We start from the raw sequence: 14,756 nt of genomic DNA, 5'->3' as shown, positions 1-14,756 counted from the left end.
GCAATGGGCCTCTCTGTGGCAATGGCGCTCTCTGTAGCAATGGACCTCTCTGTGGCAATGGCGCTCCCTGTAGCAATGGGCCTCTCTGTGGCAATGGCGCTCTCTGTAGCAATGGACCTCTCTGTGGCAATGGCGCTCCCTGTAGCAATGGGCCTCTCTGTGGCGAGGGGGCTTGCCCCCGTTGGGCTGCGCAGCGGCCCCAGAAGCACGGGAGTGCTGCGCACTCAAACGGGGGCAAGCCCCCTCGCCACAAAGAGGCCCCTCGAAGTTAACCAATAGGCGTGCAACAAGCGAGGCTGGCGCGATATGCAGGTTGATTGGCAAAGATCGCAGCCATGGGCCGATTGTCTGTGTTCAAGGTGAAGAACAGACTGATTCCATCAGCGCCGTTACGGCGTTCTTCACGAGGTAAGGTCCATGAACAACACCATCGCCGGCATCAGAATTCCCGACAGCGCTTTGGCCAGGGCCGCTACTGAATACATTCGCGACGTCGAATCAGACCTGCTGTACAACCACTCTCGCAGGGTATTTCTGTTCGGTGCGCTGAGCGGTAAACGCAAGCAACTGACCTACAACGCAGAGTTGCTGTATGTCGGGGCGATGTTCCATGACTTGGGCTTGATGGAAGGCCATCGTTCCGCAGACGAGCGTTTTGAGGTCGACAGCGCCAATGCCGCCAAAGCGTTCCTCACTCCGTACGGTTTGAGCGATGACGATATCGAGCAGGTGTGGTTGTCCATCGCCCTGCACACCACGCCAGGCGTGCCGCAGCACCTGCGTCCGAATGTGGCGCTGGTGACTGCCGGGGTGGAAATGGATGTGCTGGGTATCGACTATGCCGCGTTCCCGGTTGAGCAACGCGAGGCAGTCGTGCATGCGCATCCGCGCGGTGACGGATTCAAGGAATGCATTCTGTGTGCGTTCGCCAATGGCTTCAAACACAAGCCGGATACCACGTTTGGCACGGTGAATGCGGATGTGCTGGAGGACAGCGAAGCAGGGTTCAAGCCGATGAACTTTGTCGAGATCATCCGCAAATCGCCTTGGGTCTCCTGAACACCAAAAAACCGGTGGAGTGAGCCTGCTCGCGATAGCGCTCTATCAGTGAACGAATGTATCGCCTGACATGGCCCCATCGCGAGCAGGCTCACTCCCACAGTGGGCTGAGGTGATCACAACGATGTGATCACCTCATTGGTTCAAACCGCTCCCGGCGCCTGCGCCCGACGCACATCCGGCTGCTTCCACGAATCCGCTGCGCTTTCTTCGATCGCTTGCTGAATCGCACGCTTGCGCGCTTCTTCGGCACGGCGACTGAAGAACCACACCAAAAACGTCATCAGCGACACCGCGAGCAGAATCAGGCTGGCCACGGCGTTGATCTCCGGCTTCACCCCCAGGCGCACCGCCGAGAACACTTCCATCGGCAGCGTGGTCGAGCCCGGCCCGGAGACGAAGCTTGCCAGCACCAGGTCATCCAGCGACAGCGCGAACGACATCATGCCGCCCGCACCCAGCGACGGCGCGATCATGGGAATGGTGATCAGGAAGAACACCTTCCACGGTCGTGCGCCAAGGTCCATGGCCGCCTCTTCGATGGACAGGTCCAGCTCACGCAAACGTGCCGACACCACCACCGCCACATACGCCGAACAGAACGTAGTGTGGGCAATCCAGATCGTGATGATGCCGCGTTCCTGCGGCCAACCGATCATTTGCGCCATCGCCACGAACAGCAGCAACAGAGACAGACCGGTAATGACTTCCGGCATCACCAGCGGCGCGGTGACCAAACCACCGAACAGCGTGCGACCTTTGAAGTGGCTGATCCGCGTCAACACGAATGCCGCCATTGTGCCCAGCGCCACCGCCGCCACCGCCGTGTAGGTGGCAATTTCCAGCGAACGCAGCACCGAGCCCATCAGCTGCGAGTTGTCCATCAAGCCGACGTACCACTTGATCGACCAGCCGCCCCACACCGTGACCAGTTTCGAGGCGTTGAACGAGTAGATCACCAGGATCAGCATTGGCAGGTAGATGAACAGCAGACCCACGACCAGCATGAAACTCGAGAAACGGAAGCGCTTCATTATTTGCCCTCCATTTCTTTGGCCTGACTACGGTTGAACAGAATGATCGGCACGATCAGGATTGCCAGCATCACCACCGCCAGGGCAGACGCCACCGGCCAGTCACGGTTGTTGAAGAATTCCTGCCAGAGCACTTTACCGATCATCAAGGTTTCCGGCCCGCCGAGCAGTTCCGGGATCACGAACTCACCCACCACCGGAATGAACACCAGCATGCAGCCAGCGATGATGCCGTTCTTGGACAGCGGGATGGTGATCTTCCAGAAGCTGTTGAAGGTACTCGAACCCAGGTCGGACGCGGCTTCCAGCAAGCTGTTGTCGTGCTTCACCAGGTTGGCGTAAAGCGGCAGGATCATGAAAGGCAGGTACGAATACACAACACCGATGTAAACCGCGAGGTTGGTGTTGAGGATTTGCAGCGGCTCATCGATCCAGCCCATGGTCATCAGGAACCCGTTGAGCAAGCCGTTGTTGCTGAGGATGCCCATCCACGCATAAACGCGGATCAGGATCGCGGTCCAGGTCGGCATCATGATCAGCAGCACCAGCACCGTCTGCATCTCTTTGCGCGCGCTGGCAATGGCGTAGGCCATCGGGTAACCGATCAACAGGCACAGTACGGTGCTGATCAGCGCCATCTTCAGCGAGCCGAGGTAAGCGGCAATGTACAACTCGTCCTCGGTGAGCATCACGTAGTTGCCCAGGTTCAGCAGCAACTGCAGTTTTTGCTCAACGAACGTGTAAATCTCGGTGTACGGCGGGATGGCGACATCGGCTTCAGCAAAGCTGATCTTCAACACAATGAAGAACGGCAGCATGAAGAACAGAAACAGCCAGATGAACGGAACCCCGATGACCAGCTGACGGCCACCGGGAATTATTCGGTTGAGGCGGCGTTTGAACTTGCGCATGTTCATGAGCGAAGTACCACGCCGCTGTCGTCTTCCCACCAGACGAACACTTGATCGCCCCAGGTTGGGCGCTGGCCGCGACGCTCGGCGTTAGCGACGAACGACTGGACGATTTTGCCGCTCGGCAATTCGACGTAGAACACCGAATGGCCGCCAAGGTAGGCGATGTCGTGGACCTTGCCGCTGGACCAGTTGTACTCACAGGTCGGCATGTCGGCGGTGACCAGCAGTTTTTCCGGCCGGATCGCGTAGGTGACCGACTTGTCCTGCACCGAGGTGCTGATGCCGTGACCGACGAAAATGTTGCGGTCCAGGTCCTTGCAGGTGATCAGCGCATGACCTTCGGCGTCGTCCACCACTTCGCCTTCGAAGATGTTGACGTTGCCGATGAATTCGCAAACCAGGCGACTGGTCGGAGTTTCGTAGATATCGATCGGGCTGCCGATCTGCGCGATCCAGCCCAGGTGCATGATCGCGATACGCTCGGCCATGGTCATGGCCTCTTCCTGATCGTGGGTCACCATCACGCAGGTTACGCCCACGCGCTCGATGATCTCGACCAGTTCCAGCTGCATCTGCGAACGAAGTTTCTTGTCCAGTGCGCCCATTGGCTCGTCGAGCAGCAACAGCTTCGGCCGCTTGGCCAACGAACGGGCCAGCGCCACCCGCTGACGCTGACCGCCGGACAACTGATGCGGCTTGCGCTTGGCGTACTGGCTCATCTGCACCAGCTTGAGCATTTCGGCGACCCGCGCATCAACCTCAGCGGCGGGAATCTTGTCCTGCTTGAGGCCGAAGGCGATGTTCTGCGCCACGGTCATGTGCGGGAACAATGCGTAAGACTGAAACATCATGTTGATGGGCCGCTCGTACGGCGGCATGTCGGTGATGTCTACGCCATCAAGGAAAATGCGCCCCTCCGTGGGCCTTTCGAAGCCTGCGAGCATACGCAGCAACGTGGATTTGCCCGATCCCGAACCGCCGAGCAAGGCGAAGATTTCGCCTTTCTTGATCTCCAGGGACACATCGTCCACCGCAATCGTCTCGTCGAACTTCTTCGTGACCCGGTCGATTTTGACCAGCACCTGCTTGGGTGTCTGGTCGCCCTCGAGGGCTTTCTTGTAGGCGCCGGAGGCAACTGCCATTTACGAAACTCCCAAAAAAAAGAGTGCAGTTCGCTCAAGGTGAGCCAACCTTGGATAGTTTGAGGCCAAAAGCTATTTGCCCGACTTGACCTTGGTCCAGCTGCGGGTCATCAAGCGTTGAATGTTCGGTGGCAACTCGATCGACACATAGGTCTTGTCGAGGACGGCCTGGGGTGGATACACCGACTCATCGGTGCGAATGGACTGTTCCATCAACGTGTCCGATTTGGGGTTCGGGTTGGCGTAGCCCACATAGTCACTGACCTGGGCAATCACCTCGGGTTTCAGCAAATAGTTGATGAAGGCGTGCGCCTCCTTGGCGTTGCTCGAGTCTTTCGGGATTGCCAACATGTCAAACCAGAGCGCGCCGCCCTCTTTGGGAATGGAGTAGGCAATGTCCACACCTTTGCCGGCTTCGGCCGCGCGGGCCTTGGCCTGGAACATGTCACCGGAGAAACCGATCGCCACGCAGATGTCGCCGTTGGCCAGGTCGGCGATGTATTTGGAGGAATGGAAGTAAGTCACGTAAGGCCGCACCTTGAGCAACTTGGCTTCGGCCTTTTTGTAATCGTCAGGGTTGGTGCTGTTGGCGTTCAGACCCATGTAGTTGAGGACCGTGGGCATCATTTCGTCGGCAGAGTCGAGAAACGCGACGCCGCAGCTTTGCAGCTTCTTGATGTTTTCCGGTTCGAACACCACGTTCCACGAATCGATCCTGTCGAGACCAAGCACTGCCTTGACCTTCTCGACGTTGTAACCGATGCCGTTGGTGCCCCACAGATACGGCACGGCGTAGAGGTTGCCGGGATCGTTCTGCTCCAGACGTTTGAGCAGCAACGGATCAAGGTTGGCATAGTTGGGCAGTTGTTTCTTGTCGAGCTTCTGGAAAGCGCCGGCCTTGATCTGTTTGCCGAGGAAGTGGTTGGACGGCACGACCACGTCGTAACCGGTGCGCCCGGCCAGCAACTTGCCTTCCAGGGTTTCATTGGAGTCGAACACGTCGTAGACCGGTTTGATCCCGGTCTCTTTCTCGAAATCTGCCAGGGTGGACTCGCCGATGTAGTCCGACCAGTTATAAATATGCACGGTACCGGCCGCCTGAACACTGACCGCCAGGGTCAAGCCAGCGCCGACCAGCAATGCATTGCGCAACACAGAAAAAATAGGCAAGTGAAGGTCCTCTAAATTAGTTGGGCCCAAGTTGCCCGCGTCACATGACAGCCATGGCTGCCCGGCAACAAACCGGCGCGCAACTTACCCTCGATAATCCATTCCAGCAAAACTTTTATGCAGATACCTGTAGCAGCTGCCGAAGGCTGCGTTAAGGTCCGAAGGACCTTGCCGCGTTTTCAACAGCACAACTGCTTCGCAGTCGGACGCAGCCTGCGGCAGCTGCTACAGGGGTTTTACTGATTACTTACCGGATTTGATCTTGGTCCAGCTGCGCGTGAGGATTCGCTGAGTCGCGGCCGGCAGGTCGGCAATCGCATACAGTTTGGCCAGCACGTCCGCAGGCGGGTAGACGCCCGGGTCTTCGGTAATGTCCTTTTCCACCAACGGCGTGGCGGCCGAGTTGCCGTTCGGGAAGCGTACGGCGTTGGTGATTTCAGCCATGATTTCCGGCTTCATCAGGAAGGTCATGAATTTGTAGGCGCCTTCGACGTTTTCAGCATCTTTAGGGATGGCGACCATGTCGTAGAAGCTGCCTGCACCTTCTTTCGGAATGTTGTAGCTGACTTTGACCTTGTCACCGGCTTCAGCGGCGCGCGCTTTGGCCTGGTAGATGTCACCGGAGTAACCGACGGCTACGCAGATGTTGCCATTGGCCAGATCGGAGATGTACTTGGAGGAGTGGAAGTAGCCCACCGAAGGACGAATCTTCAGGAACAGTGCTTCAGCCTCGGCCAATTGTTTTTTGTCCTGGCTGTCGGTTGGATAGCCCAGGTAGTGCAACGCCACCGGAAGCATCTCGGTTGGCGAATCGAGGAAACTGATACCGCACGATTTCAACTTCGCGGCGTTTTCAGGTTTGAACAGCAAGTCCCAGGAATTGGTCGGCGCATCGGCACCCAGTGCAGCCTTGACCTTCTCGGCGTTGAAACCAATGCCGATCGAACCCCACATGTACGGGAAAGCGTGTTCGTTGCCCGGGTCACTCACCGAGACCGCTTTGAGCAGGTCGGTATTGAGATTTTTCCAGTTGGGCAGCTTGGACTTGTCCAGTTTCTGATAGACGCCAGCCTTGATCTGCTTGGCCAGGAAGTTGTTCGACGGCACGACGATGTCGTAGCCGGACTTGCCTGCCAGCAACTTGGCTTCCAGGGTTTCGTTGCTGTCGAAAACGTCGTAAACGACTTTGATCCCCGACTCGGCTTCGAACTTCTTGACGGTATCCGGTGCGATGTAATCGGACCAGTTGTACACGTGCAGGACTTTGTCATCCGCCTGAACGGCGCCTGCCATCACGCCCATCAGGGACATGGCGAGGAGGGTCTTGCCAGCTATCTTCATACCTAATGCCTTCATGGGTAATGCTCCAGTTTTTCTTTTTAACCGCATGCTCGGCAGCCTTTCCCGGTCATCCGAACGGTGGGTCGTCTGGCAAGATCCAAGGCAGGCTTTCAAGGAAAGACCCAGCCTTTGTTTTGCTCCGAGCAAAATGCGCGCATCGCACTTCGCTCAGAGCCTAGCACTTAGCCCTGCAACGCACTCAGGGTCAGGTCCAGACACTTGCGTGCCTTGGTCACCAGTTCATCGATCTCAGCCTTGGTAATCACCAGCGGCGGAGCAATGATCATGGTGTCGCCGACGGCACGCATGATCAGGCCGTTTTCAAAGCAGAACGTGCGGCAGATCATCCCGGCGCCCTTGCCTTCATAGCGCTTGCGCGTGGCCTTGTCCTGAACCAGCTCAATGGCCCCCAGCAGTCCTACCCCGCGTACTTCCCCCACCAACGGGTGATCGTTCAGCTCCCGTAGACGCTTTTGCAAATAGGGTGCCGACTCCGTATTAACGCGCTCGATAATTTTCTCGTCGCGCATGATGCGGATGTTTTCCAGCGCCACGGCTGCGGCAACAGGATGGCCCGAGTACGTGAAACCGTGGTTGAAATCGCCACCTTCGTTGAGCACTGCGACCACCTCGTCGCGCACGATCAGGCCACCCATCGGGATGTAACCGGAAGTCAGGCCCTTGGCGATAGTCATCATGTCGGGCTTGAGGTCGTAGAAATCGGTACCAAACCACTCACCGGTGCGACCGAAACCACAAATCACTTCGTCGGCGACGAACAGGATGTCGTACTTGGCGAGGATTTCCTTGATGCGCGGCCAGTAGGTCTCTGGCGGAATGATCACGCCGCCGGCACCCTGGATCGGCTCGGCAATAAAGGCCCCGACGTTGTCCACGCCGACTTCGAGAATCTTCTCTTCCAGCTGATTGGCCGCCCACACACCGAATTCTTCCGGGGTCATGTCGCCGCCTTCGGCGAACCAATACGGCTGCGCGATGTGAACGATGCCCGGGATCGGCAAGTCGCCCTGCTCGTGCATGTACGTCATGCCACCCAGGCTCGCGCCGGCCACGGTGGAACCGTGATAACCGTTCTTGCGGCTGATGATGACTTTCTTGTTCGGCTGGCCCTTGATCGCCCAATAGTGGCGAACCATGCGCAGCATCGTGTCGTTGCCTTCGGAACCGGAGCCGGTGAAGAACACATGGTTCATGCCTTGCGGCGCGATGTCGGCAATGGCTTTGGCCAATTCGAGTACCGGCGGGTGAGCGGTCTGGAAGAACAGGTTGTAATAAGGCAGTTCACGCATCTGCTTACTGGCTGCGTCGGCCAGTTCATCGCGACCGTAACCGATCGCCACACACCACAGGCCGGCCATGCCGTCGAGGATCTTGTTGCCTTCGCTGTCCCAGAGGTACACACCCTTGGCGCTGGTGATAATGCGCGGGCCTTTCTCTTTCAGCTGTTTGAAATCGCTGAACGGGGCCAGGTGGTGATCGTTGCTCAGTGTCTGCCATTCACGGGTTTGCGGATTGTTGCTGGTCATGCGAATTCTCCTAAAAAGATCAGGTGAAAGCGCCGCCCGACAGCGGCGGCGCCCGGCGGATCAGACGGCGAAGAGCAGGAATTCCCGCTCCCACGAACTGATCACGCGCTTGAAGTTTTCATGCTCGGCCCGCTTGACCGCGACATAGCCAGTGATGAATTTCTTGCCAAGGTACTTCTCGACAGTCGCGCTGTTTTCCATACGTTCCAGCGCGTCTTCAATGGTCAGCGGCAGGCGCAGGTTGCGCCGCTCGTAACCACGGCCCACTACCGGTGCGCTTGGGTTGAGCCCTTCGACCATGCCGATGTAGCCGCAGAGCAGGCTCGCGGCAATCGCCAGGTACGGATTGGCATCAGCACCCGGCAGGCGGTTTTCCACCCGACGGTTTTGTGGCCCGGCATCCGGAACCCGCAGACCCACGGTGCGGTTCTCTTCGCCCCACTCCACGTTCACCGGCGCCGAAGTGTCCGGCAGGAAGCGGCGGAACGAGTTGACGTTCGGCGCGAACAGCGGCAACAGTTCGGGGATCAGTTTCTGCAAGCCACCGATGTGGTGCAGGAACAGCTGACTCATGGTCCCGTCATCATTGGAGAACACGTTCTTGCCGGTCTCCATGCTGATGATGCTCTGGTGCAAATGCATTGCGCTGCCCGGCTCGCCGGTCATGGGCTTGGCCATGAACGTCGCCGCGACGTTATGCTTGAGCGCCGCTTCGCGCATGGTGCGTTTGAAGATCAGGATCTGGTCGGCCAGGGACAAGGCATCGCCGTGACGGAAGTTGATTTCCATCTGCGCCGTGCCGTCCTCGTGGATCAATGTGTCGAGGTCCAGCTCCTGCAACTCGCACCAGTCGTAAACGTCTTCGAACAGCGGGTCGAACTCGTTCGCCGCTTCGATCGAGAACGACTGGCGGCCCGTTTCCGGGCGACCGGAACGGCCAATCGGCGGCTGCAGCGGATAGTCCGGGTCGTCACTGCGTTTGGTCAGGTAAAACTCCATTTCCGGCGCCACGATGGGCTGCCAGCCTTTGTCGGCATAGAGTTTCAGGACTTTCTTCAAGACGTTGCGCGGCGACAGCTCGATCGGGTTGCCTTGCTTGTCATAGGCATCGTGGATCACCTGAGCGGTCGGCTCGATAGACCAGGGCACCATGTACACCGCGTTCTGGTCGGGGCGGCAGATCATGTCAATGTCGGCCGGGTCGAGCAGCTCGTAATAGATATCGTCTTCGACATAGTCGCCGGTCACGGTCTGCAACAGAACGCTCTCGGGCAGGCGCATGCCTTTTTCAGCAATGAACTTGTTGGTCGGCGAAATCTTGCCTCGGGTGATCCCGGTCAAGTCGGCGATCATGCATTCGACTTCTGTGATCTTGTGGTCTTTCAACCAATCGGTGAGCTGGTCGAGGTTGTTACTCATAAATGCCTCTTAGGCTGAGTTTCCTGACTCTTGTAAGTCAGGCGTTGTTTGACGCGTGGGCGTCGCTTGGTACAGATTGCCACTGTGGTTGCCGCGCACGAATACCCGCCTCGACAGTAGCGTGGAAAGACATTGTAGGGTTTGCGCGTGCAGAATCATGAGCAACGTACGACGCAATGGCCGAGCCGTGCTCGAAAAAGAGTTCTATATTGGAAGAAGCGCCGGTAACCAGACTGCCATCGAGCCCGTCCAGAATATCGGACGCTGCCGGCACAAAGCCCTGCAGCGGGCAGGAGGTGACGCCGATCAACGGCAGGCGAGACATGAAGCACCCCGGTATTATTGCTGTTATGGGTTTGAATCGGAGCTTAGCCTTGTTCATTTTTTTACACAACACCCCCGTAAAAAATACAACACGGCCCGCTCAAGCCCGCAGCCGGCAAAGCGCTCAATGACATAAAAACGCCCCAAAGTGCCTCAAAATTGCCCTGTGAGCGCTTTTTTAGGGCAAAAAAGGCCTCGCTTGACTTCGGCATGCCGTTCGGGTTGACTGAAACCCGAAGAGATCAATGATTGATATTTTTAACAACAAAGGTGTTGCATCATGTCGGTACCCCCGCGTGCCGTTCAGCTTAACGAAGCGAACGCGTTCCTTAAGGAACATCCTGAGGTTCTGTACGTTGACCTTCTGATTGCGGATATGAATGGTGTGGTGCGCGGCAAGCGCATCGAACGCACCAGTCTCCACAAGGTTTACGAGAAAGGCATCAACCTGCCGGCCTCCCTATTTGCTCTGGATATCAATGGCTCGACGGTGGAAAGCACCGGCCTGGGTCTGGACATCGGCGATGCTGACCGTATCTGCTATCCAATCCCCGACACTCTGTGCAATGAACCTTGGCAGAAGCGCCCTACCGCGCAACTGTTGATGACCATGCACGAACTTGAAGGCCAGCCGTTCTTCGCTGACCCGCGGGAAGTGCTGGCCAATGTCGTTCGTAAGTTCGACGAGATGGGCTTGACCATCTGCGCCGCGTTCGAGCTGGAGTTTTACCTGATCGACCAGGAAAACGTGAACGGTCGTCCGCAGCCGCCACGCTCGCCGGTATCCGGCAAGCGCCCGCATTCGACTCAGGTCTACCTGATCGACGACCTCGACGAATACGTCGACTGCCTCCAGGACATTCTGGAAGGTGCCAAAGAGCAAGGCATACCTGCCGACGCAATCGTCAAGGAAAGTGCCCCGGCGCAGTTCGAAGTGAACCTGCACCACGTCGCCGACCCGATCAAGGCGTGCGACTACGCGGTACTGCTCAAGCGTCTGATCAAGAACATTGCCTACGACCATGAAATGGACACCACTTTCATGGCCAAGCCTTACCCGGGCCAGGCCGGCAATGGTCTGCACGTACACATTTCGATTCTTGATAAAGAAGGCAAAAATATTTTTGCCAGCGAGGATCCCGAGCAGAACGCCGCACTGCGTCACGCGATCGGCGGTGTGCTCGAGACCCTGCCCGCGCAGATGGCTTTTCTCTGCCCGAACGTCAACTCCTACCGTCGTTTCGGCGCACAGTTCTATGTGCCGAACTCGCCGTGCTGGGGCCTGGATAACCGCACGGTGGCGATCCGCGTGCCGACCGGTTCCTCGGACGCTGTGCGTATCGAGCACCGTGTGGCCGGCGCTGACGCCAACCCGTATCTGCTGATGGCTTCGGTTCTGGCAGGCGTGCACCACGGTCTGACCAACAAGATCGAGCCGGGGGCACCGGTTGAAGGCAACAGCTACGAGCAGAACGAGCAGAGCCTGCCGAACAACCTGCGCGACGCATTGCGCGAGCTGGACGACAGCGAAGTCATGGCCAAATATATCGATCCGAAATACATCGATATCTTCGTGGCCTGCAAGGAAAGTGAGCTGGAGGAGTTCGAACACTCCATCTCCGACCTTGAATACAACTGGTACCTGCACACCGTGTAAGCGGGTGCAGTAAAAAAGAACGTCGCCGGCCTCACAGCCTGCGGCGTTTTTTTATGGCTCAGATAGACCTTCTAACCATGGTCAGCACTCAATCCCTGTGGCGAGGGGCTTTACCCCCGTTGGAGTGCGCAGCGCTCCCATGAACAGTCAACGCGGTATGCCTGACTGACCAGAATGGACTATAGAGGGAGCGCTGCGCACTCCTACGGGGGTAAACCCCCTCGCCACAGGTAGACCCCCTCACCACAAAGAACTCCTCACTACAGCGAACCCCCCTCACCACAAAGAACTCCCTCACCACAGCGAAACCCCTTCACCAATAAGACCCCCCGGCACAGGGGATGTGGAACATCTCTGCGCTCTGCGTACAATGCCCCCTGCCCCCGCAGGAGTCTCCAATGACGCGCATCGCCACCGTTCGCAAACCCCGCGCCCGCAGTCAGGCGCGGATCGATTCGATACTCGACGCCGCGCGCACGCTGCTGGCGGCCGAGGGCGTGGCCAGCCTGTCGATTTACAGCGTAGCCGAGCGCGCGGAGATTCCGCCCTCCTCCGTCTACCACTTTTTCGCGAGCGTTCCGGCCCTGCTCGAAGCGCTGACCGCCGACGTTCACGGCGCTTTCCGCGCCTGTCTGCAAGCACCCATCGATCACGATGCGCTGCGCAACTGGCACGACCTCTCGCGCCTGGTCGAACAGCGCATGCTGGAGATTTACGAAGGAGATGCCGCCGCGCGGCAGTTGATCCTCGCCCAGCATGGCTTGACCGAAGTGACTCAGGCCGACCGTCAGCACGACATTGAACTGGGCGATTTGATGCACAAGCTGTTCGATCACCATTTCGAACTGCCGAAACTGCCGACCGATGTCGATGTGTTTGCGCTGGCCATGGAGCTAGGGGATCGGGTGTACGCGCGCTCGGTGCAGCAGCACGGACAGATTACCCCGCGCATGGCAGAAGAAGGGATGCGGGTGTTTGATGCGTACCTTGGGCTCTATCTGCCGCCGTATCTGCCAAAGCGCACGGTTTCAACCTGATCTGCGTGGCGGCTCCTACGGCGTCATCGCGAGCAGGCTCGCTCCCACAGTGGATCTTCGGCGAACAAAGCATTTGAGTACGACAAAAATCCCTGTGGGAGCGAGCCTGCTCGCGATGGCCGCGCCGCTGACATGACCTGTTCACACGCATAAAAAAACCCCGAAAGGCTTGTGCCGTTCGGGGCTATAGGTGGCGCATGGATCACAACTTGGCGATCGACACTTCGGTGGATTTCACAAACGCAATCACCTCGCTACCGACCACCAGCTCCAACTCCTTCACCGAGCGCGTGGTAATCACTGAAGTGACGATGCCCGAGGCGGTCTGCACGTCGATTTCCGAGAGCACGTCACCCAGCACGATTTCCTTGATGTGGCCTTTGAACTGGTTACGAACGTTAATGGCTTTGATCGTCATACGATTTCTCCTAAGGTCGACATGAGATGCAAGTGGCAAGCCTCAAGCTGCAAGTAAAAGCAATCCAATCCACTTGCAGCTTGAAGCTTGCAACTTGCCGCTGCTTCTATTGCGCCCAACGCAACTGCGTGGGCAGGGGTGAAACGGGTTCCGGTTCCGGCGGTTGGCCGGGTAATGCGAGGACGCGGTTGAGCACTTCGGTTTCCAGCGTCGCCAGTCGATGAGAGCCACGCACTCGGGGGCGCGGCAGTTCTACGTGCAAGTCGAGGCCGACTTCGCCCTCTTCGATCAGGATCACCCGATCGGCAATCGCCACCGCTTCACTGACGTCGTGGGTCACCAGCAACACGGTGAAACCGTGCTTCTGCCACAGCCGCTCGATCAGTTGCTGCATTTCAATTCGAGTCAGCGCATCCAGTGCGCCCAAGGGCTCGTCCAGCAGCAGCAAGCGCGGCTGATGAATCAACGCGCGGGCCAGCGCCACACGCTGCTTCTGCCCACCGGAGAGTGCCGCCGGCCACTCGTTGGCGCGATCCGCCAGACCGACTGATTCCAAGGCTTCCAGCGCTTGCGGCCGCCAGTTCCCGGACAAGCCGAGACCGACGTTGTCGATGACTTTTTTCCACGGCAGCAGCCGCGCTTCCTGGAACATCAGCCGCGTCTCTTCGCGCGCGTCAGTCAACGCGGCGGAGCCCGCGAGCAATTCACCACCACTAGGTTTATCAAGCCCGGCGAGCAAGCGCAGCAACGTGCTTTTGCCACAACCGCTGCGACCGACCACGGCCACAAATTGACCGGCCGGAATGTGCAAATCGATGCCGCGCAACACCTGTCGCGAGCCAAAGGTTTTTTGCAGTTTGCGCACCGCCAGCGGTATCCCGCGCAATAGACGTGGGGGTTGTTGAGCCGTCATTCGACACCTCCCTTGGCAACCTGATACGCCGGATGCCAGCGCAACCAGACACGCTCCAGACCACGGGCCGCAAGGTCGGCCAGCTTGCCGAGCACCGCGTACAGAAGAATCGCCAGCACCACCACATCCGTCTGTAAGAACTCTCGGGCATTCATGGCCAGATAGCCGATGCCAGAGCTTGCGGAAATGGTTTCCGCGACGATCAGCGTCAGCCACATAAAGCCCAGGGCGAAACGTACGCCGACCAGAATCGAAGGCAACGCACCCGGCAAAATCACTTGGCGGAACAGGCTGAATCCGGACAAGCCGTAACTGCGCGCCATCTCCACCAGCGCCGGATCAACGTTGCGAATGCCGTGGTAAGTGTTGAGGTAGATCGGAAACAACGTACCCAGCGCCACCAGAAAAATCTTCGCCGACTCGTCGATGCCGAACCACAAAATCACCAGCGGAATCAGCGCCAGGTGCGGAACGTTGCGGATCATCTGCACCGAGCTGTCGAGCAGGCGTTCACCCCATTTCGACAGGCCGGTGATGAAACCCAGCACCAGGCCGAGGCTGCCGCCAATGGTAAAACCCAGCGCCGCACGCCAGCCACTGATCGCCAGATGCGTCCAGATTTCGCCGCTCTGCACCAGGCTGATACCGGCTTCGATCACCGCGATCGGCGCCGGCAAAATCCGGGTCGACAGCCAGCCCGCCGACACCGACAGCTGCCACACCGCCAGCAGCAAAACCGGCAACGCCCAGGGCGCAAGGCTGTGGATGATTTTCTTCATGA

The 14,756-nt window shown here is 58.3% G+C and carries 14 protein-coding genes; 3 read left to right on the top strand and 11 right to left on the bottom strand.

Annotated features, from left to right (window positions below; all coding sequences use genetic code 11):
• Positions 1-417 precede the first annotated feature (417 nt).
• Positions 418-1,059, top strand: coding sequence for an HD domain-containing protein (locus tag F8N12_RS08445; protein ID WP_150580046.1), 642 nt, complete (start codon positions 418-420; stop codon positions 1,057-1,059).
• Between the two features lie 143 nt (positions 1,060-1,202).
• On the opposite strand, the gene F8N12_RS08440 is transcribed toward F8N12_RS08445, so the two are convergent.
• From F8N12_RS08440 to F8N12_RS28205, 8 genes are all read right to left on the bottom strand, one after another.
• The gene (locus F8N12_RS08440) at positions 1,203-2,093 is read right to left on the bottom strand and encodes an ABC transporter permease subunit (RefSeq protein ID WP_150580045.1); all 891 of its coding nucleotides are present in this window, start codon (positions 2,091-2,093) and stop codon (positions 1,203-1,205) included.
• Complete coding sequence (locus tag F8N12_RS08435) at positions 2,093-2,971, bottom strand: ABC transporter permease subunit (protein WP_191623131.1); 879 nt, start codon at positions 2,969-2,971, stop codon at positions 2,093-2,095. Before F8N12_RS08435 ends, F8N12_RS08440 begins: the two co-directional genes overlap by 1 nt.
• Before the next feature lie 35 nt (positions 2,972-3,006).
• Positions 3,007-4,149, bottom strand: coding sequence for an ABC transporter ATP-binding protein (locus F8N12_RS08430; protein WP_150580043.1), 1,143 nt, complete (start codon positions 4,147-4,149; stop codon positions 3,007-3,009).
• A 72-nt stretch (positions 4,150-4,221) separates the two neighbouring features.
• Entirely contained in the window at positions 4,222-5,319 is a 1,098-nt protein-coding gene (locus F8N12_RS08425; RefSeq protein WP_150580042.1) for a polyamine ABC transporter substrate-binding protein, read from the bottom strand.
• Positions 5,320-5,562: 243 nt separating this feature from the next.
• Complete coding sequence (locus F8N12_RS08420; RefSeq protein WP_150580051.1) at positions 5,563-6,660, bottom strand: polyamine ABC transporter substrate-binding protein; 1,098 nt, start codon at positions 6,658-6,660, stop codon at positions 5,563-5,565.
• Between the two features lie 182 nt (positions 6,661-6,842).
• The gene (locus tag F8N12_RS08415) at positions 6,843-8,207 is read right to left on the bottom strand and encodes an aspartate aminotransferase family protein (protein WP_150580041.1); all 1,365 of its coding nucleotides are present in this window, start codon (positions 8,205-8,207) and stop codon (positions 6,843-6,845) included.
• A gap of 60 nt (positions 8,208-8,267) precedes the next feature.
• The gene (locus F8N12_RS08410) at positions 8,268-9,626 is read right to left on the bottom strand and encodes a glutamine synthetase family protein (protein ID WP_150580040.1); all 1,359 of its coding nucleotides are present in this window, start codon (positions 9,624-9,626) and stop codon (positions 8,268-8,270) included.
• 37 nt (positions 9,627-9,663) lie between these two features.
• On the bottom strand, positions 9,664-9,951 hold the full coding sequence (locus F8N12_RS28205) for a glutamine amidotransferase (RefSeq protein WP_150580039.1): 288 nt from the start codon (positions 9,949-9,951) through the stop codon (positions 9,664-9,666).
• Positions 9,952-10,230: 279 nt separating this feature from the next.
• Between F8N12_RS28205 and F8N12_RS08400 the strand changes: the two genes are divergently transcribed.
• Positions 10,231-11,607 carry a glutamine synthetase family protein gene (locus F8N12_RS08400; protein ID WP_028623670.1) on the top strand — a complete coding sequence of 459 codons (1,377 nt, stop codon included), beginning with the start codon at positions 10,231-10,233 and terminating at the stop codon, positions 11,605-11,607.
• A gap of 398 nt (positions 11,608-12,005) precedes the next feature.
• Positions 12,006-12,644, top strand: coding sequence for a TetR/AcrR family transcriptional regulator (locus F8N12_RS08395; RefSeq protein ID WP_150580038.1), 639 nt, complete (start codon positions 12,006-12,008; stop codon positions 12,642-12,644).
• A gap of 202 nt (positions 12,645-12,846) precedes the next feature.
• Here F8N12_RS08395 and F8N12_RS08390 read toward each other — a convergent pair whose 3' ends face one another.
• The 3 genes from F8N12_RS08390 to ssuC all read right to left on the bottom strand — a co-directional run bounded on the left by F8N12_RS08390 (position 12,847) and on the right by ssuC (position 14,754).
• Positions 12,847-13,062 (bottom strand): TOBE domain-containing protein, encoded by a 216-nt coding sequence (locus tag F8N12_RS08390; RefSeq protein WP_003444581.1) that lies wholly within the window; start codon positions 13,060-13,062, stop codon positions 12,847-12,849.
• 106 nt (positions 13,063-13,168) lie between these two features.
• Positions 13,169-13,975 carry an aliphatic sulfonates ABC transporter ATP-binding protein gene (ssuB, locus tag F8N12_RS08385; RefSeq protein WP_150580037.1) on the bottom strand — a complete coding sequence of 269 codons (807 nt, stop codon included), beginning with the start codon at positions 13,973-13,975 and terminating at the stop codon, positions 13,169-13,171.
• Complete coding sequence (gene ssuC / locus F8N12_RS08380; protein ID WP_150580036.1) at positions 13,972-14,754, bottom strand: aliphatic sulfonate ABC transporter permease SsuC; 783 nt, start codon at positions 14,752-14,754, stop codon at positions 13,972-13,974. Before ssuC ends, ssuB begins: the two co-directional genes overlap by 4 nt.
• Positions 14,755-14,756: the final 2 nt, after the last annotated feature.

This window comes from Pseudomonas fluorescens (assembly GCF_902497625.1).
Lineage (GTDB): Bacteria > Pseudomonadota > Gammaproteobacteria > Pseudomonadales > Pseudomonadaceae > Aquipseudomonas > Aquipseudomonas fluorescens_BQ.
Note: the sequence above shows the minus strand (reverse complement) of the source record. Positions and strands in the feature narration are given on the sequence as shown.